General features: G+C 68.5%; 21 protein-coding genes. 7 read left to right on the forward strand and 14 right to left on the reverse strand.

All coding sequences use genetic code 11. The features are described from left to right. Positions 1-53: 53 nt before the first annotated feature. Positions 54-830 (reverse strand): SDR family NAD(P)-dependent oxidoreductase, encoded by a 777-nt coding sequence (locus ACM2ZB_RS07360; RefSeq protein WP_416057993.1) that lies wholly within the window; start codon positions 828-830, stop codon positions 54-56. Then, complete coding sequence (gene grxD / locus ACM2ZB_RS07365; RefSeq protein WP_313438523.1) at positions 827-1,147, reverse strand: Grx4 family monothiol glutaredoxin; 321 nt, start codon at positions 1,145-1,147, stop codon at positions 827-829. The genes ACM2ZB_RS07360 and grxD overlap by 4 nt, the downstream gene beginning before the upstream one ends. A gap of 120 nt (positions 1,148-1,267) precedes the next feature. Here grxD and ACM2ZB_RS07370 point away from each other — a divergent pair, with 120 nt between their 5' ends. Then, positions 1,268-1,846, forward strand: a complete 579-nt coding sequence (locus ACM2ZB_RS07370) for a superoxide dismutase (protein WP_416057994.1) — start codon at positions 1,268-1,270, stop codon at positions 1,844-1,846. A 34-nt stretch (positions 1,847-1,880) separates the two neighbouring features. On the opposite strand, the gene ACM2ZB_RS07375 is transcribed toward ACM2ZB_RS07370, so the two are convergent. Together ACM2ZB_RS07375 and purE are read right to left on the reverse strand one after the other, a co-directional pair. Beyond that, positions 1,881-3,029, reverse strand: coding sequence for a 5-(carboxyamino)imidazole ribonucleotide synthase (locus tag ACM2ZB_RS07375; protein ID WP_416057995.1), 1,149 nt, complete (start codon positions 3,027-3,029; stop codon positions 1,881-1,883). After that, positions 3,026-3,529 (reverse strand): 5-(carboxyamino)imidazole ribonucleotide mutase, encoded by a 504-nt coding sequence (purE, locus tag ACM2ZB_RS07380; protein WP_079221357.1) that lies wholly within the window; start codon positions 3,527-3,529, stop codon positions 3,026-3,028. The genes ACM2ZB_RS07375 and purE overlap by 4 nt, the downstream gene beginning before the upstream one ends. A gap of 58 nt (positions 3,530-3,587) precedes the next feature. Between purE and ACM2ZB_RS07385 the strand changes: the two genes are divergently transcribed. The 4 genes from ACM2ZB_RS07385 to ACM2ZB_RS07400 all read left to right on the forward strand — a co-directional run bounded on the left by ACM2ZB_RS07385 (position 3,588) and on the right by ACM2ZB_RS07400 (position 6,282). Continuing rightward, entirely contained in the window at positions 3,588-3,857 is a 270-nt protein-coding gene (locus tag ACM2ZB_RS07385) for a Trm112 family protein (protein ID WP_108746345.1), read from the forward strand. Continuing rightward, positions 3,854-4,705 (forward strand): carboxylating nicotinate-nucleotide diphosphorylase, encoded by an 852-nt coding sequence (nadC, locus tag ACM2ZB_RS07390; RefSeq protein ID WP_416057996.1) that lies wholly within the window; start codon positions 3,854-3,856, stop codon positions 4,703-4,705. The genes ACM2ZB_RS07385 and nadC overlap by 4 nt, the downstream gene beginning before the upstream one ends. A gap of 181 nt (positions 4,706-4,886) precedes the next feature. After that, positions 4,887-5,864, forward strand: a complete 978-nt coding sequence (locus ACM2ZB_RS07395; protein ID WP_416057997.1) for a DUF2272 domain-containing protein — start codon at positions 4,887-4,889, stop codon at positions 5,862-5,864. A 67-nt stretch (positions 5,865-5,931) separates the two neighbouring features. After that, positions 5,932-6,282: a DUF3301 domain-containing protein gene (locus tag ACM2ZB_RS07400; RefSeq protein WP_303638571.1), complete on the forward strand. Its 351-nt coding sequence runs from the start codon at positions 5,932-5,934 to the stop codon at positions 6,280-6,282. A gap of 71 nt (positions 6,283-6,353) precedes the next feature. On the opposite strand, the gene ACM2ZB_RS07405 is transcribed toward ACM2ZB_RS07400, so the two are convergent. From ACM2ZB_RS07405 to ACM2ZB_RS07435, 7 genes are all read right to left on the reverse strand, one after another. Then, on the reverse strand, positions 6,354-6,821 hold the full coding sequence (locus ACM2ZB_RS07405; RefSeq protein ID WP_313438538.1) for a ClpXP protease specificity-enhancing factor: 468 nt from the start codon (positions 6,819-6,821) through the stop codon (positions 6,354-6,356). Positions 6,822-6,906: 85 nt separating this feature from the next. Beyond that, positions 6,907-7,542, reverse strand: coding sequence for a glutathione S-transferase N-terminal domain-containing protein (locus ACM2ZB_RS07410; protein ID WP_108759619.1), 636 nt, complete (start codon positions 7,540-7,542; stop codon positions 6,907-6,909). A 134-nt stretch (positions 7,543-7,676) separates the two neighbouring features. Then, on the reverse strand, positions 7,677-8,426 hold the full coding sequence (locus ACM2ZB_RS07415) for a cytochrome c1 (protein WP_416057998.1): 750 nt from the start codon (positions 8,424-8,426) through the stop codon (positions 7,677-7,679). Then, the gene (locus tag ACM2ZB_RS07420; RefSeq protein ID WP_313438544.1) at positions 8,419-9,678 is read right to left on the reverse strand and encodes a cytochrome bc complex cytochrome b subunit; all 1,260 of its coding nucleotides are present in this window, start codon (positions 9,676-9,678) and stop codon (positions 8,419-8,421) included. Before ACM2ZB_RS07420 ends, ACM2ZB_RS07415 begins: the two co-directional genes overlap by 8 nt. After that, positions 9,678-10,298 carry a ubiquinol-cytochrome c reductase iron-sulfur subunit gene (gene petA / locus ACM2ZB_RS07425; RefSeq protein ID WP_004151998.1) on the reverse strand — a complete coding sequence of 207 codons (621 nt, stop codon included), beginning with the start codon at positions 10,296-10,298 and terminating at the stop codon, positions 9,678-9,680. The genes ACM2ZB_RS07420 and petA overlap by 1 nt, the downstream gene beginning before the upstream one ends. 203 nt (positions 10,299-10,501) lie before the next feature. Beyond that, entirely contained in the window at positions 10,502-11,452 is a 951-nt protein-coding gene (locus tag ACM2ZB_RS07430; protein ID WP_416057999.1) for a lytic transglycosylase domain-containing protein, read from the reverse strand. Between the two features lie 46 nt (positions 11,453-11,498). Further along, the gene (locus tag ACM2ZB_RS07435; RefSeq protein ID WP_416058000.1) at positions 11,499-12,467 is read right to left on the reverse strand and encodes a helix-turn-helix transcriptional regulator; all 969 of its coding nucleotides are present in this window, start codon (positions 12,465-12,467) and stop codon (positions 11,499-11,501) included. Between the two features lie 82 nt (positions 12,468-12,549). Between ACM2ZB_RS07435 and ACM2ZB_RS07440 the strand changes: the two genes are divergently transcribed. Both ACM2ZB_RS07440 and miaB read left to right on the forward strand, forming a co-directional pair. Further along, positions 12,550-13,170 (forward strand): glutathione S-transferase family protein, encoded by a 621-nt coding sequence (locus tag ACM2ZB_RS07440; protein WP_416058001.1) that lies wholly within the window; start codon positions 12,550-12,552, stop codon positions 13,168-13,170. Between the two features lie 399 nt (positions 13,171-13,569). Beyond that, entirely contained in the window at positions 13,570-14,988 is a 1,419-nt protein-coding gene (gene miaB, locus ACM2ZB_RS07445) for a tRNA (N6-isopentenyl adenosine(37)-C2)-methylthiotransferase MiaB (protein WP_416058002.1), read from the forward strand. 40 nt (positions 14,989-15,028) lie between these two features. Here the strand turns inward: miaB and ACM2ZB_RS07450 are convergent, their stop codons facing one another. The 3 genes from ACM2ZB_RS07450 to ACM2ZB_RS07460 are packed head-to-tail and all read right to left on the reverse strand — an operon-like array spanning position 15,029 to position 18,038. After that, complete coding sequence (locus tag ACM2ZB_RS07450) at positions 15,029-16,141, reverse strand: ABC transporter permease (protein WP_416058003.1); 1,113 nt, start codon at positions 16,139-16,141, stop codon at positions 15,029-15,031. Next, positions 16,138-17,061 carry an ATP-binding cassette domain-containing protein gene (locus ACM2ZB_RS07455; RefSeq protein ID WP_416058004.1) on the reverse strand — a complete coding sequence of 308 codons (924 nt, stop codon included), beginning with the start codon at positions 17,059-17,061 and terminating at the stop codon, positions 16,138-16,140. The genes ACM2ZB_RS07450 and ACM2ZB_RS07455 overlap by 4 nt, the downstream gene beginning before the upstream one ends. 20 nt (positions 17,062-17,081) lie before the next feature. Further along, positions 17,082-18,038: an HlyD family secretion protein gene (locus ACM2ZB_RS07460; RefSeq protein ID WP_416058005.1), complete on the reverse strand. Its 957-nt coding sequence runs from the start codon at positions 18,036-18,038 to the stop codon at positions 17,082-17,084. Positions 18,039-18,218 lie beyond the last annotated feature (180 nt).

Raw genomic sequence — 18,218 nt, forward strand, 5'->3', positions numbered from 1 at the left:
CACGGGATCGCAACGCGATCGTGACGGAACCTTCATTCCGCCTTATCGTCCGGTTAACCGGAGACAGTATTGTGACTGGCGTCAAGTACCTGGCCGCGCCAGGCGTCGCCGGACGCAGACAGCAGCGCAACGGCCGCAGCGGCGGCCCTTTCCGGGCCCTGGGCGGCCGGATCCTGGTCGACTGAATAGGCGCGGGCCCGCAAGGCGGTACGCAACGGACCCGGATACAGGCCGCTGACCCGCACCGGGCTGCGGCCCAGTTCATCGTGCAGGCTGGTGATCAAGCCACGCAGCCCGTGCTGTGCCACGCCATAGCCACCCCAGTACGCCTGCCCTACCCGCTCGGGTGCATCGACGGCGAACACCAGGGCCGCGTCCTCACGCTGGCGCAGCAGCGGCAGGCAGGCCTGGGCCAGCCAGGCCGGGGCCGTCAGGGTGATGTGCACGGCGCGGGCGAAACTGGCCGGGTCGGCCAGCTCGAAAGGGGTCAGGCCGGGGAAGTGCGCGGCACAGACCAGCAGCCCATCCAGCCGCCCCAGCTCGCGCTGCAGGGCCTGGGCCAGTTCGGCGTAGTCATCGGGGCCGGCGCCTTCCATGTCCAGCGGGTACAACAAGGGCTCCGGCCCGGCGGCCTGCACCTGTGCGTAGACCCGGTCCAGCCGGCGCGGCTTGCGCCCCAGCAGCACCACGGTGGCACCGGCGGATGCGGCGGCCACGGCAGCAGCGCTGCCCAGCCCACCACCGGCCCCGGCCACCAGGATCACCCGGTCCTGCAATGGACGGCCATCGAGCGCCGCGTCGGTCGCTGACGTCGATGGCCAGGCACTCATCCCTGGGTCGCCTCTTCGACGATGCGCTTGAGCTCGCCGGATTCGAACAGTTCCATGATGATGTCGCAGCCGCCGATCAACTCCCCGTTGATGAACAGCTGCGGGAAGGTCGGCAGATTGGAGAAGCGCGGCAGGTTGGCGCGGATTTCCGGCTCCTCCAGCACGTTGACCGTGCGCAGGGCAACGGCGCCGGCGGCCATCAACGCCTGCACGGCGCGGCTGGAAAAACCGCACGTCGGGTACTGCGGGGTGCCTTTCATGAACAGCACGAGCGGGTAACGATCCACCTCGGCCTGGATTTGCTGCATTACCGCCACACCTCACTCCTTGCTTCGCCGGACAAACCGACCGCAGTGGTCGGCTAGACTGCCCACGGTAGCCGCCATTGTAAGCCGATGGAACCGGCTGCCGCCGTCCTCCTGGCCACGAACCTGTCCATGCCCGTCGAATTGCCTGCCCTGCCCTACCTGCCCGGCTCCCTGCAGCCGCACCTGTCCGCGCAGACCGTGGAACTGCACCACGGCCACCACCACCGTGCCTACGTGGATGCGGTCAATGCCGCCATCGTCGGCACCGAGTGGGAAGAAGCGACACTGGAGGACATCGTCCGCCAGAGCCAGGGCAAGCTGTTCGACGCGGCCGCGCAGGCCTGGAACCATGGCTTCTACTGGCAGTGCCTGCGCCCGCGTGGCGGCGGCGAGCCGCAGGGGCGGCTGGGCGAGCTGATCAAGCGCCAGTTCGGCGATGTCCAGCGCCTGCGCGAGGAATTCAACCGCACTGCGCTGGCCCTGTTCGGCTCGGGCTGGGTCTGGCTGGTGCAGCACCCCGGCGGCCAGCTCGGCATCCAGGCCACCCGCAATGCCGGCACCCCGCTGACCGGCAACAGCACCCCGCTGCTGTGCTGCGACGTGTGGGAACACGCCTACTACACCGACTACCAGAACGAGCGCGCACGCTATCTGGACGCGTTCTGGCAGATGGTCAATTGGGAATTCGCCGAGAGCCAGCTGGGCTGAGGGCTTTGCCGGCCAGCGGCCGGCACTACCGGAATCAGCGGTTGCGCAACGCGTGCACGGCCGGCGCCACCTGGGCCTGGCGGTCCAGCTCCAGGCCGACCTGCTCCAGCGCATCGGCCAGCGCAATGGCATCATCGTCACGCAGGGTGGCGTGGCCGACCTTGCGGCCCTCGCGCGCCTGCTTGCCGTAGTCATGCCAGTGGCCGCTGGCCTGGCCCAGCACCGGTGCCGGGTCCGGCATCGCGCCCAGCCAGTTCAGCATGCAGGCATGGCCGAGCATGCGGGTGCTGCCCAGCGGCAGGCCCAGCACGGCGCGCAGGTGGTTCTCGAACTGCGACGTCTCGCTGCCTTCAATGGTCCAGTGGCCGGAGTTGTGCACGCGCGGCGCCATCTCATTGGCCAGCAGCTCGCCATCGCGGCAGAACAGCTCCAGCGCGAACACGCCCACATAGCCCAGGTGCTCGGCCACGCGGCGCGCGTAACCGATCGCCGCCTCCTGCTCGGCCGCCGACAGCACCGCCGGGGCCACGCTGGCCGACAGCACGCCATCGACATGCCAGTTGCCGGTGACCGGCCACGCCTGGAAGCTGCCATCGCGGCCGCGCACGGCAACCACGCTCACTTCACGCTGGAAGGCGACGAAACCCTCCAGGATCAGCCCGGTGCGCTCGACCTGGGCGCCCAGCGCCTCCCACGCCGCATCGATGTCGGCTTCGGTGCGCAGGCGGAACTGGCCCTTGCCGTCGTAGCCCAGCCGGCGGGTCTTGAGGATGCAGGGCAGGCCGAACTCGGTGGCTTTCGCAGCCAGTTCGTCGCGGCTGCGGATATCGGCGAAGGCCGGCAGCGGAATGCCCAGCTGCTGGAACAGCGTCTTCTCGCTCAACCGGTCCTGGGCCACGGCCAGCGCAGCCGGCGGCGGGTAGACCGGCACGCGGTCAGCCAGGAACTGCGCACTGTCGGCCGGCACATTCTCGAAATCGAAGGTGACCACATCGACCTTGGCCGCGAAGTCCGCCAGCGCCTGGCGGTCATCGAAGGCGCCGACCGTGAGCGGCGCCAACGGGCCGCTGCAGGCGTCGGCCGCCGGGTCGTACAGTTCGAAGCGCAGTCCCAGCGGCGCACCGGCCAGGACCATCATGCGGGCGAGCTGGCCGCCGCCGAGGATGCCGACAGTCTGGCTCATTGGCGCGGATCGTCGTGGGCCATCACGTCTTCGGTCTGGCGCGTACGGAACGCTTCCAGGGCCTGGCCGATGGCCGGCTGGTCGCTGGCCAGCATCGCCGCGGCGAACAGTGCCGCATTGGATGCACCGGCGTTGCCGATGGCGAAGGTGGCGACCGGAATGCCGGCCGGCATCTGCACGATCGACAGCAGCGAATCCATGCCGTTGAGGGCCTTGGACTGCACCGGCACGCCCAGCACCGGCACGGCGGTCTTGGCGGCGATCATGCCCGGCAGGTGCGCAGCCCCGCCGGCACCGGCGATGATCGCGCGCAGGCCGCGCGGGCCCGCTTCTTCCGCATAGCTGAACAACACGTCCGGGGTGCGGTGGGCGGACACCACCTTCACTTCGAACGGAACACCCAGGGCTTCAAGCTTCTGGGCGGCGTGCTGCATGGTTTCCCAGTCGGAGCGGGAACCCATGACGATGCCGACAAGCGGCGCGATCGGGTTGGGGGTCATTGGCCGTCACCTGCCTTAAAGACGTATTCTAGCCGTCTTCCACGCAAGACGAAGAACCATGGATCGCAAGCTGCTTGACCTGCTGGTGTCGCCGGACACCCGCCAGCCCCTGTCCCTGCTGGATGGCAAGGGCCTGGAAGCCCTCAACAAGGCCATTTCCGCCGGCTCGGTGAACAAGGCCGATGGCAACCCGCTGGCCCAGCCGCTGCGCGAGGCGCTGGTCACCCGCGACCGCAAGCAGGTGTTCCGCGTCGACGACGGCATTCCGGTGCTGCTGGCCGAAGAGGCCATCCCGACCGCGCAGATCGCCGACTTCCCGGCCGCATGACGACCCTGCCGGCGCCGGATGCGGCCCTCGTTGCGGCCGATGTCGCCCGCGCGTTGGCCGAGGACCTCGGCAGCGGCGACGTCACCGCCGCCCTGCTGCCTGACCAGGCCGACAGCGCCTACCTGCTGTGCAAGCAGGATGCGGTGATCGCCGGCCGCCCCTGGTTCGACGCCACCCACCGCGCGCTGGACCCGGAGGTGCGCATCGAATGGCGCGTGGCCGAGGGCGACCGCGTCGCCGCCGGCACCGTGCTGGCCCTGCTGCACGGCCGCAGCCGCAGCCTGGTCAGCGCCGAGCGCACCTCGCTGAACTTCCTGCAGACCCTGTCCGGCACCGCCACCACCACTGCCCGCTACGTGGCTGCGGTGGACGGTACCGGCACGCGTATCCTGGACACCCGCAAGACCCTGCCCGGCCTGCGCTTGGCGCAGAAGTACGCGGTGCGCTGCGGTGGGGGCGACAACCATCGCTTCGGCCTGTACGACACGGTGATGCTGAAGGAAAACCACATCCGTGCCGCCGGCTCGCTGCCGGCCGCCGTCGCCGCCGCGCGCCGGCAATGGCAGGACCTGCCGCTGGTGGTGGAAGTGGAGGACCTGGAGCAGCTGCAGCAGGCGCTGGATGCCGGCTGCGAACGGATCCTGCTGGACGACTTCAGCCCGCAGCTGCGCCGCGAAGCGGTGCGCATCACCGCCGGCCGCATTCCGCTGGAAGTGTCCGGCAGTGTCGGCCTGGAAGGACTGCGCGCGATCGCCGAGGACGGCGTGGACTGCATTTCCATCGGCGGCCTGACCAAGCACGTGCAGGCCATTGACCTGTCGCTGAAGCTGGGGCCGCCGCCGGGTTGAGGCCCGCAGGACCCTGTAGAACCGAGCCCACGCCCGGCTGCCTCTCGATCTGCAGCGCGACCCGCACGCGCTGCGCGCGATGAGCCGAGCATAGGCTCGGCTCTACGGGATCCGGCTCGCCTTCACGATTCGGCTACGCCTGCCTCTGCGACGCTGCGGCCATCCCCCACAGGAGCCGCGCATGCGCCGGATGCTCTTGCCTGCCTACCTGCTGCTGGCCGCCGCGCCGCTGTGCGCGGCCGCCGCCGAAGCCTGCGATGTGCCGCCTCGGTTCGGCCTGAGCCCGTTGGCCGTCTCCATCCGCAATGCCGCCTGCAACGAACACCGGCTGTGGTACCGCCCCTTCATCGACCGCGACGGCCGCGCGGCCAGCCTCAGCGTGACCGAAGCTGAAAGCGAGCACCTGGCCGACAACGGTCTGATCGCCTGGCAGCGCGTGGCCAGCTACTGGCGCGACAGCGGCACGCTCAATGCCATGGGCAGCATCCCCGGTGCCAGCAGCTGCCTGGCACCGTTGGGCACACGCTACACCGACAGCGACTGCCGCGCCTTCCTGGTCGACAACCCGTGGTCGGCCGCCTTCATTTCCTGGGTGATGACCCGCGCCGGCGTGCCCGGCTTCAACACCTCGCCGCGCCACATCGACTACATCCGCGCCGCCTACCAGGCCGGGCCGTCCGGCGTACCGTACCGGCTGGTGGACCCGGCCACGGCCAAGCCCGCGCCGGGCGACATGCTGTGCTTCCTGCGCGACCGCAGCAGCACGCTCAGCTACAGCGGCCTGGTGCAGGCACTGGGCAACGGCTCGGTGGGGCACTGGAAGTCGCACTGCGAAGTGGTGGTGGCCGCCAACCTGGGCGGCGACCAGACCCTGTATCTGGTGGGCGGCAACGTGATGAACACCGTGGCCATGCGTCTGCTGACGCTGGAGCGCACCGGCCTGATCAAGCTGCCGCCCGCGCGCGATCGCAACAACACCGGCATCGACCCCAGCTGCACGCCGGGGCGCGAAGACGAATGCAGCTTCAACCGGCAGGACTGGGCCGCGCTGCTGCAGCTGACCGCGACGGCGCCGCTGTCGGCACCCGCCCCGCCCGCTCAAGCCATCCCGCCACCGCCAGGCACACCGGCCGCGGTGGCAGTACCGGTCGAACGCTGAGCGCATGGCTTGATCCGCAGGGCGTTCGCCGCCATCTTTGCGGCATCACCTACTGACGCGCCACGCCATGCCCACTCTGTTGTTGCTGCTGATCGCCGGCGGCATCGTGTACTTCTTCTGGAACGCCGCGCGTTCGGCTGCCGAACGTGCAGTTGAACTGGGCCGCAACGCCTGCCGTGCGGCCGATGTGCAATGGCTGGACCAGGCGGTGCACGCCACCGGCCTGCGCCTGTCGCGCGGCGAGGATGGCCGGCTCGGCTTCGAGCGCACCTTCAAGTTCGAATATTCCTACGATGGCATCGACCGCCACGTGGGGCGCATGGTGCTGCGCGGCGACCAGCTGGTTTCCTTCACTGGCCCCGGCGCGGCGCGGATCAGCCAGATCCGCGCGGATGTGGACGACGCAGAGGACGTCTAGTCGCTAGCGCCGGGCCATGCCCGGGGAGCGCAGCGGCAGGAGCGCGCCGACCAACGGCCGGCACCTACCCGTTACTTGACTACGCGCAGCGTCGGGCGACCCTTCGGCGGCGGACTGGTCGGCGGACGGTCGTCCGGTGGCGTGTCGTCCGACGGCGCCTCGCCGTCGTGCAGCAGTTCATCGCTGGTCGGCGCCGGTTCGGTACCGGGAATGTCATCCGGCAGCGCCATGCCCTGCCCAGTCTCGCGCGCATACACGGCCAGCACGGCGCTGATCGGCACCTGCACCGGGTAGCTGGTGCCGGAGAAGCGCGCCGAGAAGCTCACCATCTCGTTGTCGATCATCAGCCGCACCACCGCCCGTTCGGCGATGTTGAGCACCACCCGGCCATCCTTCACCGCCGAAGGCGGTACCTGCACGCCGGGAACGCCGGCGTCGACCAGGATGTGCGGGGTCAGCTGGTTGTCGTTGATCCATTCCACCAGTGCCCGCAGCAGGTACGGGCGGTGGCTGGTCATGTGGAAGAAGTCGTCGGTCATGCGTGAAGTGTACGCGCACGACGCCCCCACGGGGGCGGATCGCCTGCACACCGGCAGGCATGCAGACGGGTGGCCCTGCCCCGATTCAGCCCGGCAGGTCGCGCAGCTTCTTTTCCTGGTCGGTCAGGCTGCGGACAAAACCCGGATGGCGGAAGATGCGGTTGCCGTAGTCCTCGATGGCCTTGCCATCCTTCGGCAGCGGCACATCCAGCGACTGCAGGCGCCAGATGATCGGGGCCATGGCGCAGTCGGCCAGGCTCATTTCCGGATTGAGGAAGAACTTGCTGGCCTTGAACAGCGGCAGCGAGGCGGTCAGCAGCTCTTTCAGACGCTTGCGGCCGGCTTCGGCCTGGGTCTTGTTGCCCAGCTGGATGGCCTGTACCTGCGGCACCCAGTCGTGTTCGATGCGCAGCATCGCCAAGCGGATGCGCGCACGGGACAACGGATCGACCGGCATCAGCGGCGGATGCGGGTAGCGCTCGTCCAGATATTCACTGACCACCGAAGCGGCGTACAGCACCAGCTCGCGTTCGACCAGGGTCGGCACCGAGTGATAGGGATTGAGGTCGATCAGATCTTCAGGCGGGTTCTGCGGGTCGACTGGAACGAAGTCATAGCTGACCCCTTTGGCCGCCAGGACCAGGCGGACCCGGTGACACAGCACATCATCGTTCGAGGAAAACAGCGTCAGTGTATTGCGCATGCGTACGCTCGCCGCCATCAAAGGCTCTCCTACGACAGGAGACCGCCTGCCGCATCGGCGCCGCCAGCACCGTGCTGGCGGTCGACTCCTCCCCGAGTGTGCAACCGACCATCACAAAAGCCAATAGGCCGAGCGGATGGCCGGGCACAGAATCAGTGAACGTCCTTCCAGTATTCCTTCTTCAACAGGTACAGCAGGAAGGTCAGCAAGGCCAGGAACAGGATCACCCAGACGCCCAGCTGCTGGCGCTTCAGCGCCGCCGGTTCACCTGCATATTCGAGGAAGTTGGTGATGTCACGCACCGCCTGGTCGTACTGCCCTGCATCGACGTTGCCCGGTGTTTCGATGCGCAGGCCGGTCACCGGCGGATCCATGCCCGGCGCTTCGGGTTTGCCGTGCACCGCGTGCTGCAGCCCCTGCATTTCCCACAGCGGGTTGGGCATGGAGGCGTTGGCGAACAGCGCGTTGTTCCAGCCCAGCGGGCGGCTGCTGTCCAGGTAGAACGACTTGAGGTAGGTGTAGACCCAGTCGCTGCCACGCACGCGCGCGATCAGGCTGAGGTCGGGCGGCATCTTGCCGAACCACTTCTCCGCGTTCTCCTTGGGCATCGCCACCGGGATCGGATCGCCGATGGCCGAGCCGGTGAAGTTGAGGTTGTTCATCACCTCTTCCTCGCTCAGCCCCAGGTCCTGCGCCATGCGCGAATAGCGCAGGTACTTCAGCGCGTGGCAGCCGGAACAGTAGTTCATGTACAGCTGCGCACCGCGCTGCAGCGACGCGCGGTCACCCAGGTCGTTGCCGGCCTGCAGCAGCTTGGTGCCGCCTTCAGCGGCGGAGGCCAGGAAACTGCCCAGCATCAGGGTGGCCGCCAGGGCCAACCGGGCCATCCAGCGCTCAGTCATGGGTGGTCACCCTTTCCGGTACCGGCCGGGTCCTGTCCAACCTTGTCCATAGCGGCATGGTGATGAAGAACGCGAAGTAGAGGAAGGTCAGCACCCGCCCGACGTAGGTCTCGTGCGCGTCGGTGCCGGGGCCCGAGCCGATCACGCCCAGCCAGACGAAGCACACCGCGAACACGCCCAGCAGCACCCGCGACAGCACGCCGCGGTAGCGGTAGGACTTGACCTTCGCGCGGTCCAGCCACGGCACCAGGAAGAGGATGGCGATGGCCGAGAACATCACCAGCACGCCGCCCAGCTTGTTGGGCACCACCCGCAACATCGCGTAGTACGGGGTGTAGTACCAGACCGGCTTGATGTGTTCCGGCGTGACCAGGCGGTTGGCCTCGGTGAAGTTGTCGTGTTCCAGGAACAGGCCACCGAAGGCCGGCGCGAAGAAGATGATGAAGGCGGCAATGATCAGGAGGAAGCCGGCACCGACACCGTCCTTGAGCGTGTAGTACGGATGGAACGGAATGCCATCGGCCGGCGCGTTCGGTGACCAGCGGTTGCCCTTGGGCCCCTTCTTGATCTCCACGCCATCGGGGTTGTTCGAACCCACTTCGTGCAGCGCGCCCAGGTGCAGCACCACCAGCAGCAGCAGCACCAGCGGCAGGGCGATGACGTGCAGGGCGAAGAAGCGGTTGAGCGTGGCGTCACTGGGCAGGTAGTCGCCCATGATCCATTCGGTCAGGCCATTGCCGATGACCGGTATCGCGCCGAACAGCGAGATGATGACCTTCGCACCCCAGAACGACATCTGGCCCCAGGGCAGCACGTAGCCCATGAAGGCTTCGGCCATCAGCACCAGGTAGATCAGCATGCCCAGGATCCACACCAGTTCGCGCGGCTTCTGGTAACTGCCGTACAGCAGGCCGCGGAACATGTGCAGGTAGACCACGATGAAGAACAGCGAGGCCCCGGTGGAATGCATGTAGCGGATCAGCCAGCCCCACTCCACATCACGCATGATGTATTCGATGGAACCGAACGCCTCGGCGGCGTTGGTCTTGTAGTGCATCGTCAGGAAGATGCCGGTGACGATCTGGTTGACCAGCACCAGCAGCGCCAGCGAACCGAAGTAGTACCAGATGTTGAAGTTCTTCGGCGCGTAGTACTCGCTGACATGCTTGCGGTACACCGGCATGAGGCCGGGCGCGCGGGCGTTGACCCAGTCGGCCACGCCGCTGGCGGTACGGGCGAGGATATTGGCCATCAGGCAGCCCCCTGCGGATCGACACCGATGATGATGGTGTTGTCGTCCTGGTAGTGGTGCGCGGGCACCTTCAGGTTGATGGGCGCCGGCACATCCTTGAAGACGCGGCCGGACATGTCGAAGCGCGACTTGTGGCAGGGGCAGAAATAGCCGCCCTTCCACTGCGGGTCATAGGGCTCGGGCCGGATCTCGGCCACCATTTCCGGTGAGCAGCCCAGGTGCGTGCACAGGCCGACCAGCACGGAGATATCCGGCTTGATCGAACGCAGCTCGGGGTTCTGCTTCAGCACGTAGTCCGGCTGCTGGTCCTTCTCGCCGGACTCGGGGTCCTTGAGACGGCCATCCAGCCCATGCAGCGCATCGAGGATGGCCTTGGACCGTTTGACGATCCAGATCGGCTGGCCACGCCATTCCACGATCAGGCGTTGGCCTTCCTGCAGGGCGCTGATGTCGGCCACCACCGGTGCGCCGGCAAGCTTGGCGCGGGCACTGGGGTTCCAGGATTTGATGAAAGGAACTGCGGTGAATCCGACGCCGACGGCGCCCACCACGGCTGTGGTGGCAGAAAGAAAACGCCGACGTCCGGTGTTGACTGGATCGTGTACCCCATCGTTGGCCATCCGGCACTCCGATATTGATTAGGTAGCTTTAAGGCTGCCAGCGGATCCGGTGGGGGCCAGAGCCGCATTGAATCATGGCCGAGTGTAGCGGAACCGTCGCGCGCCACACAACGCATTGCAACAACATTGAATTACGGGGTTGCCGGCCAGCGGCCGGTCGGTACCGGCTGCTTGCCGCTTCGCTCGCCAGGCATGGCCTGGCGCTACTGCTTGGTCAGCGCGGTGCGGTAGCGATCGGCCAGCTGGCCGACGCGGCGCACGTAGTACTGGGTTTCGCTGTAGGGCGGCACGCCACCATGGCGGTCGACCGCACCTTCGCCGGCGTTGTAGCCCGCCGCAGCCAGGGTCAGGTCGCCATTGAAGCGCTTCAACAACCACGCAAGGTACTGCACGCCGCCGCGGATGTTCTGGCTGGCGTCGTAGGAATCACTCACCCCGAAGCGGGCGGCGGTGGGCGGCATCAGCTGCATCAGGCCCTGCGCGCCGGCGCGGCTGAGCGCAGTCGGGTTGTAGGCCGATTCGGCATGGATGATCGCGCGCACGATCGCTTCTTCCACGCCGAACTCGCGCGCGGCCGAGGCGATCTCGGTCTGGAAGGAGGTGGTGTTGAGGCGCACGCTGCCGAAGTCCACGCGCGGGTTGACCCCGCAGGCGTAGCAGCGCTCCATGAAGCTGTAACGGATGGTGCGCACCGGGCCGAGGTTGGCCACCTGGGCGGGGCGCGCGCTGGTGTAGTGGCGCACGCCGTCCTGCATGTAGGAATAGACCTGGCCACTGACCATGCGACCGCCGCGCGGCGCGCTGGCGACCGGCATGCTGGCGACCGGCTTGGGGGCGGCGGTGGCAGCAACGGCCGGGCTGGCGGCACTGGCGGCCACCGCGACCGGGTTGCGTTCGGCGCTGGCCACGGCCGTTGGCACCGGATTGGCGCTGGCGGTCTGCACCGGCGCTGCCGGCGGGGTGGCGCGCGGTGCGACCGGGCGGCGGGTATCGCGGGTGTAGCTGATGGTGCTGCAGCGGGCCCCGGCCACACGCTTGCTGACATAGCTGGTGACGCCATCGGCGCCGACACACTTGTACAGGGTGCCGGCGCTGGCCGGCGCAGCGGTCAGCGCAGCGATGATGATCGCCGTTGTCCCCAGTCTCCCCTTCATGGCGGCGAGTGTCCCAGCTTCGCTACGGCTTGCCAAGCCGTGGGCCTCAGTCCGTGACCGGCGGCACAGCCAGCAGCTGCCCCAGGCCGGCCAGGCGCTGGGCCAGTTCGTCGCGCAGGCCGCCGGGCGTGGTCCAAAGCGCCACTGGCAGCCGGTCCAGGCTGAGGATCTGGGCCAGCATCATGCCGCAGCTTTCCGCGCCCATCCGCAGCAGGCAATGGTCGCTGCCGTCTGCTTCCAGCACGCCGCACCAGGGCGGAATGCGACCTTCCAGCTCGGCCAGGCTGCCCTGCAGGCGCAGGATGGCCTGCAGGGCGAACGGCGCCTGGCTGACCGCCTGGCGCACCATCACATCCGGTGGCGCGGGCGTGCGCCGGTGCAGGCCGGGCTCGGGCTGGGCCTGCACCGCGCCCATCCGGTCCACGCGCAGGGTCCGCCAGTCCTGGCGGACCAGGTCCCAGGCCAGCAGATACCAGCGCCGCCCGTAATTGACCAGGTGCTGGGCCTCGACCTGGCGCTGGGTCACCACGTCCTGTGCGCTGCGGTATTCAAAGGCCAGCCGTGCCGCCTGCCGGCAATGCTGGGCCAAGCGCCCCAGCAGGCGCGCGTCGGTGGCCGGCAGGTCGGACAGGGTGGCGGTGGCCGCATGCACTTCGCCGGCCTGCTGCCGGCGCCGCGCCGGCACCAGCGGATCCAACTTGGACAGCAGGCCGCGGGCGGTGTCGTCGATGCCGGAGACGGTGGCCGAGGCCGCCCGCAGGGCAATGGCCAGGGTGGTCGCCTCCTCTTCATCCAGCAGCATGGGCAGCACCGGCGCGCCGGCACCCAGCCGGTAGCCGCCGCCGACGCCCGCCGAGGCCTGGACCGGATAACCCAGCTCGCGCAGGCGCTCGATGTCGCGGCGGATGCTGCGCCGGTCCACCCCCATGCGTTCGGCCAGTTCGGCGCCGGACCAGTGCCGGCGGGCCTGCAGCAGGGCGATCAGGCGCAGCAGTCGATGGGCGGTATGGCGCATGAAGGATCGCGGACAGAAGTCGTCCGCGATTGTGCCCCAGGATGGCCTCCCACTACACCACCCCGTCGCAAGGAGCACTACCATGAATGCACGCCGGATCACCCTCTACCACGCCGCCCGTTCACGCTCGAGCGGGGCCGTCGCCCTGCTGGAGGCACTGGGCGCCGACTACCACCTGCACGTGCTGGACCTGAAGGCCGGTGCCAACCTGGCCCCGACCTACCTGGCGATCAACCCGATGGGCAAGGTGCCGGCGATCGTGCACGACGGCGCCCTGGTGACCGAGCAGGTGGCCATCTATCTGTACCTGGCCGACCTGTACCCGGAAGCCGGGCTGGCGCCGCCGATCGGCGATGCCCTGCGTGGCCCCTACCTGCGCTGGATGGCCTTCTACGGGGCCTGCTTCGAACCGGCGATGATCGACCGCGCGATGCACCGCGACCCGCCGCCGCACGCGTTCTCGCCCTACAACGACGCCGACACCGTGCTGCAGGTGATCGAGGCCCAGCTGGCGCAGGGGCCGTACCTGCTGGGTGACACCATGAGCGCCGCCGATGTGCTGTGGGGCAACGCGCTGCAGTGGACCACCGCATTCGGCCTGGTGAAGCCGGCGCCGGCCACGGCCGCGTTCATCGCTCGCATGGCGGAACTGACCGCGTTTGATCGCTCGCGGCAGATCGACGCGGAGCTGGTGGCGGCCTGACGGGGGGTAGACCCACGCCATGCGTGGATGCCCCGCCCCCCGCGCCTGCGGGATGGAATGCAGCCAGGCATGGCCTGGCTCTACTGGGACGGCGCGCCCGGGGTGCGGTAGATCCACGCCATGCGTGGATGCCCCGCCCCCCGCGCCTGCAGGATGGAATGCAGCCAAGCATGGCCTGGCTCTACTGGGACGGCGCGCCCGGGGTGCGGTAGATCCACGCCATGCGTGGATGCCCCGCCCGCCCCGCCTGCGGGACTGAATGCAGCCAGGCATGGCCTGGCTCTACTGGGACGGCGGGCGGCGTGGAACGTGGGTCGCGGCGCATCCGGCATTCCGGCGGGCGGTGCGGGATACGGGTAGAATTGCCGGCTTTCCCGCCACCCGAATGGATTAAGCGCCATGACCGGGACGCCAGACGTCTTTCCGCCCGCCGCACCGGGCGGTACCCCGCTCGTTGCCCTGCCCGCTGGTCCGCGCAAGCCCGACCAGGTCAAGGGCAAGCTGTACATCAAGACCCACGGTTGCCAGATGAACGAGTACGACTCGGCCAAGATGGCCGACGTGCTTGCCGCCAGCGATGGCCTGGAACTGACCGACAGCCCGGACGACGCCGACGTCATCCTGGTCAACACCTGCTCGATCCGCGAAAAGGCGCAGGAAAAGGTGTTCAGTCAGCTGGGCGTGTGGAAGGGCCTGAAGAACAAGGGGCGCGAGGTCATCATCGGCGTGGGCGGCTGCGTCGCGTCGCAGGAAGGCGAAGCGATCATCAAGCGAGCGCCCTTCGTGGACCTGGTGTTCGGCCCGCAGACCCTGCACCGCCTGCCGGAACTGATCCGCGCCCGCCGCGAGCAGAAGCGCCCGCAGGTGGACATCAGCTTTCCGGAGATCGAGAAGTTCGACCGCCTGCCGGAACCGCGCGCCGATGGCGCCTCGGCCTTCGTGTCGATCATGGAGGGCTGCTCCAAGTACTGCTCGTTCTGCGTGGTGCCCTACACCCGCGGCACCGAAGTCAGCCGCCCGTTCGAGGACGTGGTGGTGGAAGTGGCGCAGTTGGCCGCGCAGGGCGTGCGTGAGATCAACCTGCTCGGCCAGAACGTCAACGCCTACCGGGGCCCCTACGGCGACGGCGAGTTCGCCGACCTGGGCCTGTTGATCCGCACCATCGCCGAGATCGACGGCGTCGGCCGCATCCGCTTCACCACCTCGCACCCGCTGGAGTTCAGCGACTCGCTCATCGACGCGTTCCGCGACGTGCCGCAGCTGGCCAACTTCCTGCACCTGCCGGTGCAGGCGGGCAGCGACCGCGTGCTGTCGGCGATGAAGCGCGGCTACACCGCGCTGGAATTCAAATCGAAGATCCGCAAGCTGCGCGCGGTGCGCCCGGACATCTCGATCAGTTCGGACTTCATCGTCGGCTTCCCCGGCGAGACCGACGCCGATTTCGAGAAGACCATGAAGCTGATCGAGGACATCGGTTTCGACCAAAGTTTCTCCTTCATCTATTCGCGCCGCCCAGGTACCCCGGCGGCCGACCTGGAAGACACGATCAGCGATGCGGAAAAGCACGCTCGCCTGTCGCGCCTGCAGGAGCGCATCAACGCGCACGCCGCCAGCATTTCCGAAAAGATGGTCGGCACCGTGCAGACCGTGCTGGTGGACGGGCCGTCGCGCAAGAACCCGAACGAACTGACCGGCAAGACCGAGAACATGCGCTCGGTGAACTTCCCGGCACCCGCACGCCTGATCGGCCAGTTCGTGGACGTGGTGATCACCGAGGCGCTGACCAATTCGCTGCGCGCACGGGTGGTCTCCGCGTAAGCTGTGCCGGCCGGCGGCCGGCACGACCGGAACGCAGGCGTCAATCCAGGCGCTTGCGGAAGCGCAGGATGGCCAGGGTCATCATCACCACGATGAAGGCCAGCAGTGCCAGCGCATCGGGCCACAGTTCCCACAGCGAGGCACCGCGCAGCATGATGCCGCGCACGAGGCGCAGGAAGTGGGTCAGCGGCAGTACCTCGGCCAGCCACTGCACCAGCCGCGGCATGCCCGCGAACGGGAACATGAAGCCTGACAGCAGGATCGACGGCAGGAACAGGAACAGCGTCATCTGCATGGCTTGGAACTGCGAACGCGCGCGCGTGGAGATCAGCAGACCCAGCGCCAGGTTGGCCAGCACCAGCAGCACTGCGGCCAGGTATACATCCAGCAGGCTGCCGCGGATCGGCACCTGGAACATCCAGGTGCCCAGCATCAGCACCAGCGTGGTCTGCAGCAGGCCGATGGCCGCATAGGGCAGCACCTTGCCGACCATCAGTTCGCTGCGCGACACCGGTGTGGCGATCAGCAGTTCCATGTTGCCGCGCTCGCGTTCGCGCACCACCGCCACGGCGGTGAACATCACCAGGGTCATGGTCAGGATCACCCCGATCAGGCCGGGCACGATGTTGACGGCCGAACGCCGCTGCGGATTGTAGAAACTGACCACGCTGACCTGCCCGCCGGCGATGCTGCCCTCGCGCAGCGGCCGGGTATTGCGGGTGGGGCCCGTATCCAGCGGCACCTGTGCCAGCTGGATCGCCGCGCTCTGCACCACGGTATCGCTGCCGTCGACCAGCACCTGCACCGCCTCGCGTCCTTCGAAGCGCCGCCGTTCGAAGTCCGCCGGCAACACCACGCCCACACTGATTTCGCCCCGGCGCAGCGCCTGCATCAGCTGGTCCGGCGTATAGGCCTGCGCGCGCGGCGCGATCACGCCGGTGGCGACCATGTCCTGTACCAGCGCGCGCGAGGCGGCGCTGTTGGCCTGGTCGGCAATGCCCGCATCGAGATGGCGCAGGTTGAGGTTGATCGCGTAGCCGAACAGCAGCAGCTGCATCACCGGAATACCGACGATCATGGCCAGGGTGATGCGGTCGCGGCGCAGCTGCCGCAGTTCCTTGAGCATGATCGCCCACAGCCGGCGCAGGTTCATGCCGCCGGCTCCCGGCCACGGCCGCGGGTGGCGGCCACGAACACGTCTTCCAGGTTGGGCGCCACCGGCGCGATGCGTGCCTGCGGATCCGCTTCGGCCAGCGCGTGGGCCAGGGTGCCGTGGTCGCTGGCGCCTTCGTCGCACAACACGCGCAGCTGGGTGCCGATCTGCGCCACGCTCAGCACGCCCGGCAACCCGGCCAGCGCGCGGCTGGCCTGGCGCGGCTGCGCGGCGTCGACCTGCAGGGTGCGGCCCTGCAGCCGGCCGCAGAGTTCGGCCGGCGTGCCATCGGCCACCAGCGCGCCACGGTCCAGGATTGCCAGCCGATGGCAGCGCTCGGCCTCATCCATGTAGTGGGTGGATACCAGCACGGTGGTGCCGGCATCGGCCAGCTCGAACAGCGCTTCCCAGAAATCACGGCGCGATTCGGGATCGACGGCACTGGTGGGCTCATCCAGGAACAGCAGCTCCGGGCCGTGCACTACCGCGCCAGCCAAGGCCAGCCGTTGCTTCTGGCCACCGCTGAGCGTGCCGGCCAGCTGTGCCTGCCGGTCCTGCAGCCGGTACTGCTGCAGCAGCGATTCCACCCGCGGCCGCGCCTGCGCGCGCGGCAGGTCCTGGATGGCGGCGAGGAACTCCAGGTTCTCGCGCACCGACAGGTCTTCATACAAGGAAAAACGCTGGGTCATGTAACCGATGTGCCGGCGCAGCGCTTCGGCCTGTGCCGGCACCGCCAGGCCCAGCACTTCGATCTGCCCCGCACTGGGCTCCAGCAGGCCGCATAGCATGCGGATGGTGGTGGACTTGCCGGAGCCGTTCGGCCCGAGGAACCCATAGACCTGCCCGCGCGGCACGGTCAGGTCGACGTTGTCCACGGCCAGCAGATCGCCGAAGCGGCGGCTCAGGCCGCGCGCATGCACCGCAATGTCGCCATCGGTGTTCAGAAGCGCACCCGCACCGGCAGCCCGGCCGGCAGCGCCTGCATGTCGGCCGCCTCGTCCACTTCGATCTCGGCCAGGTAGCTCAGGCGCGCAACGTCGTCACCGGTCAGCGCGTAGTAAGGGGTGAAGGAAGGCTCGCTGCGGATCGAACGCACATGACCCTTCAGCACCCGGCTGTCGCCCTCCAGCTGGACCTGCGCGGCCTGGCCGACCTTCACCTGCAGGCGCAGCGGCTGCGGCAGATAAACCCGTGCATACGGGCGCGGGCCCACCAGCAGCACGACCAGCGGCGCGCCGATGGGCGCCTGGTCACCCTGCCGGTACGGCAGGGCATCGACCACGCCATCGCGTGGTGCACGCAGCTGCAGCTTGTCCACGTTCACCGCCTGCACGGCCTGCAGCGCCTGTGCCGCTCCAGCGGCGGCCTGGCCTTGGGCGATGTCCTGCGCGCGGCTGCCGTGCACCAGCTCCAGCCAGGCCTGTTCGGCCGCCCGTACGCTGGCCTCAGCATTGCCTGCTGCGGCACGCGCGCGGTCCAGGTCGGCTGCCGGGACCAGGCGCTGGCGGGCCAGCGGCTGCACCCGGCGGTAGTACGCACTGGCCTCTGCGGCCTGGGCGCGCAACGCCGCCAGCTGCGCCTGCGCCTGCGCGATCTGCTCCTGGCGCGGGCCGATCTCCAGTTCTTCCAGTTGCGCTTGGGCGCGGGCGCTGTCCGCCTGCGCCGCCGCCAGCTGCGCATCGCCACGCGCGGGATCCAGCTGCATCAGCCGCGTGCCGGCCTTCACCGGCTGGCCTTCGCGCACGTCGACCACGGCGATCACTTCGGCCGCCGGAGCCGGCACGGTGATCCGGTCCCATTCCAGCGTGCCCAGCGCTGCCGGTGGCGCCTGGCCACAGCCTGCCAGCAGACCGATGCCGGCCATTCCTGCCCCGCGTGCCCAGCTGCCGATGCCCATGCGTGCACCTCCTGCGTTGGCGCCACGGTGCCATGCGCCCGGTGGCCCCGCAATGATCCGGATCAGCGCTGGCGGTTTTTTCACCATGCCGGCGCAGGGCCACTGCCACAACGCTCCGCGATGCCTATCCACAGGTTCATCGCGATCCGGTCCACACCGCATGTGGAAAACCGGCCGCGA

This window comes from Stenotrophomonas maltophilia, assembly GCF_047782825.1.
Lineage (GTDB): Bacteria > Pseudomonadota > Gammaproteobacteria > Xanthomonadales > Xanthomonadaceae > Stenotrophomonas.

What these genes read in the sequence shown, in the direction of transcription:
- ACM2ZB_RS07360 (WP_416057993.1), bottom strand. Translation starts at nt 830, where the DNA reads ATGAGTGCCTGGCCATCGACGTCAGCGACCGACGCGGCGCTCGATGGC.
- ACM2ZB_RS07370 (WP_416057994.1), top strand. Translation starts at nt 1,268, where the DNA reads ATGCCCGTCGAATTGCCTGCCCTGCCCTACCTGCCCGGCTCCCTGCAG.
- ACM2ZB_RS07375 (WP_416057995.1), bottom strand. Translation starts at nt 3,029, where the DNA reads ATGAGCCAGACTGTCGGCATCCTCGGCGGCGGCCAGCTCGCCCGCATG.
- purE (WP_079221357.1), bottom strand. Translation starts at nt 3,529, where the DNA reads ATGACCCCCAACCCGATCGCGCCGCTTGTCGGCATCGTCATGGGTTCC.
- ACM2ZB_RS07385 (WP_108746345.1), top strand. Translation starts at nt 3,588, where the DNA reads ATGGATCGCAAGCTGCTTGACCTGCTGGTGTCGCCGGACACCCGCCAG.
- nadC (WP_416057996.1), top strand. Translation starts at nt 3,854, where the DNA reads ATGACGACCCTGCCGGCGCCGGATGCGGCCCTCGTTGCGGCCGATGTC.
- ACM2ZB_RS07395 (WP_416057997.1), top strand. Translation starts at nt 4,887, where the DNA reads ATGCGCCGGATGCTCTTGCCTGCCTACCTGCTGCTGGCCGCCGCGCCG.
- ACM2ZB_RS07400 (WP_303638571.1), top strand. Translation starts at nt 5,932, where the DNA reads ATGCCCACTCTGTTGTTGCTGCTGATCGCCGGCGGCATCGTGTACTTC.
- ACM2ZB_RS07405 (WP_313438538.1), bottom strand. Translation starts at nt 6,821, where the DNA reads ATGACCGACGACTTCTTCCACATGACCAGCCACCGCCCGTACCTGCTG.
- ACM2ZB_RS07410 (WP_108759619.1), bottom strand. Translation starts at nt 7,542, where the DNA reads ATGGCGGCGAGCGTACGCATGCGCAATACACTGACGCTGTTTTCCTCG.
- ACM2ZB_RS07415 (WP_416057998.1), bottom strand. Translation starts at nt 8,426, where the DNA reads ATGACTGAGCGCTGGATGGCCCGGTTGGCCCTGGCGGCCACCCTGATG.
- ACM2ZB_RS07420 (WP_313438544.1), bottom strand. Translation starts at nt 9,678, where the DNA reads ATGGCCAATATCCTCGCCCGTACCGCCAGCGGCGTGGCCGACTGGGTC.
- petA (WP_004151998.1), bottom strand. Translation starts at nt 10,298, where the DNA reads ATGGCCAACGATGGGGTACACGATCCAGTCAACACCGGACGTCGGCGT.
- ACM2ZB_RS07430 (WP_416057999.1), bottom strand. Translation starts at nt 11,452, where the DNA reads ATGAAGGGGAGACTGGGGACAACGGCGATCATCATCGCTGCGCTGACC.
- ACM2ZB_RS07435 (WP_416058000.1), bottom strand. Translation starts at nt 12,467, where the DNA reads ATGCGCCATACCGCCCATCGACTGCTGCGCCTGATCGCCCTGCTGCAG.
- ACM2ZB_RS07440 (WP_416058001.1), top strand. Translation starts at nt 12,550, where the DNA reads ATGAATGCACGCCGGATCACCCTCTACCACGCCGCCCGTTCACGCTCG.
- miaB (WP_416058002.1), top strand. Translation starts at nt 13,570, where the DNA reads ATGACCGGGACGCCAGACGTCTTTCCGCCCGCCGCACCGGGCGGTACC.
- ACM2ZB_RS07450 (WP_416058003.1), bottom strand. Translation starts at nt 16,141, where the DNA reads ATGAACCTGCGCCGGCTGTGGGCGATCATGCTCAAGGAACTGCGGCAG.
- ACM2ZB_RS07460 (WP_416058005.1), bottom strand. Translation starts at nt 18,038, where the DNA reads ATGGGCATCGGCAGCTGGGCACGCGGGGCAGGAATGGCCGGCATCGGT.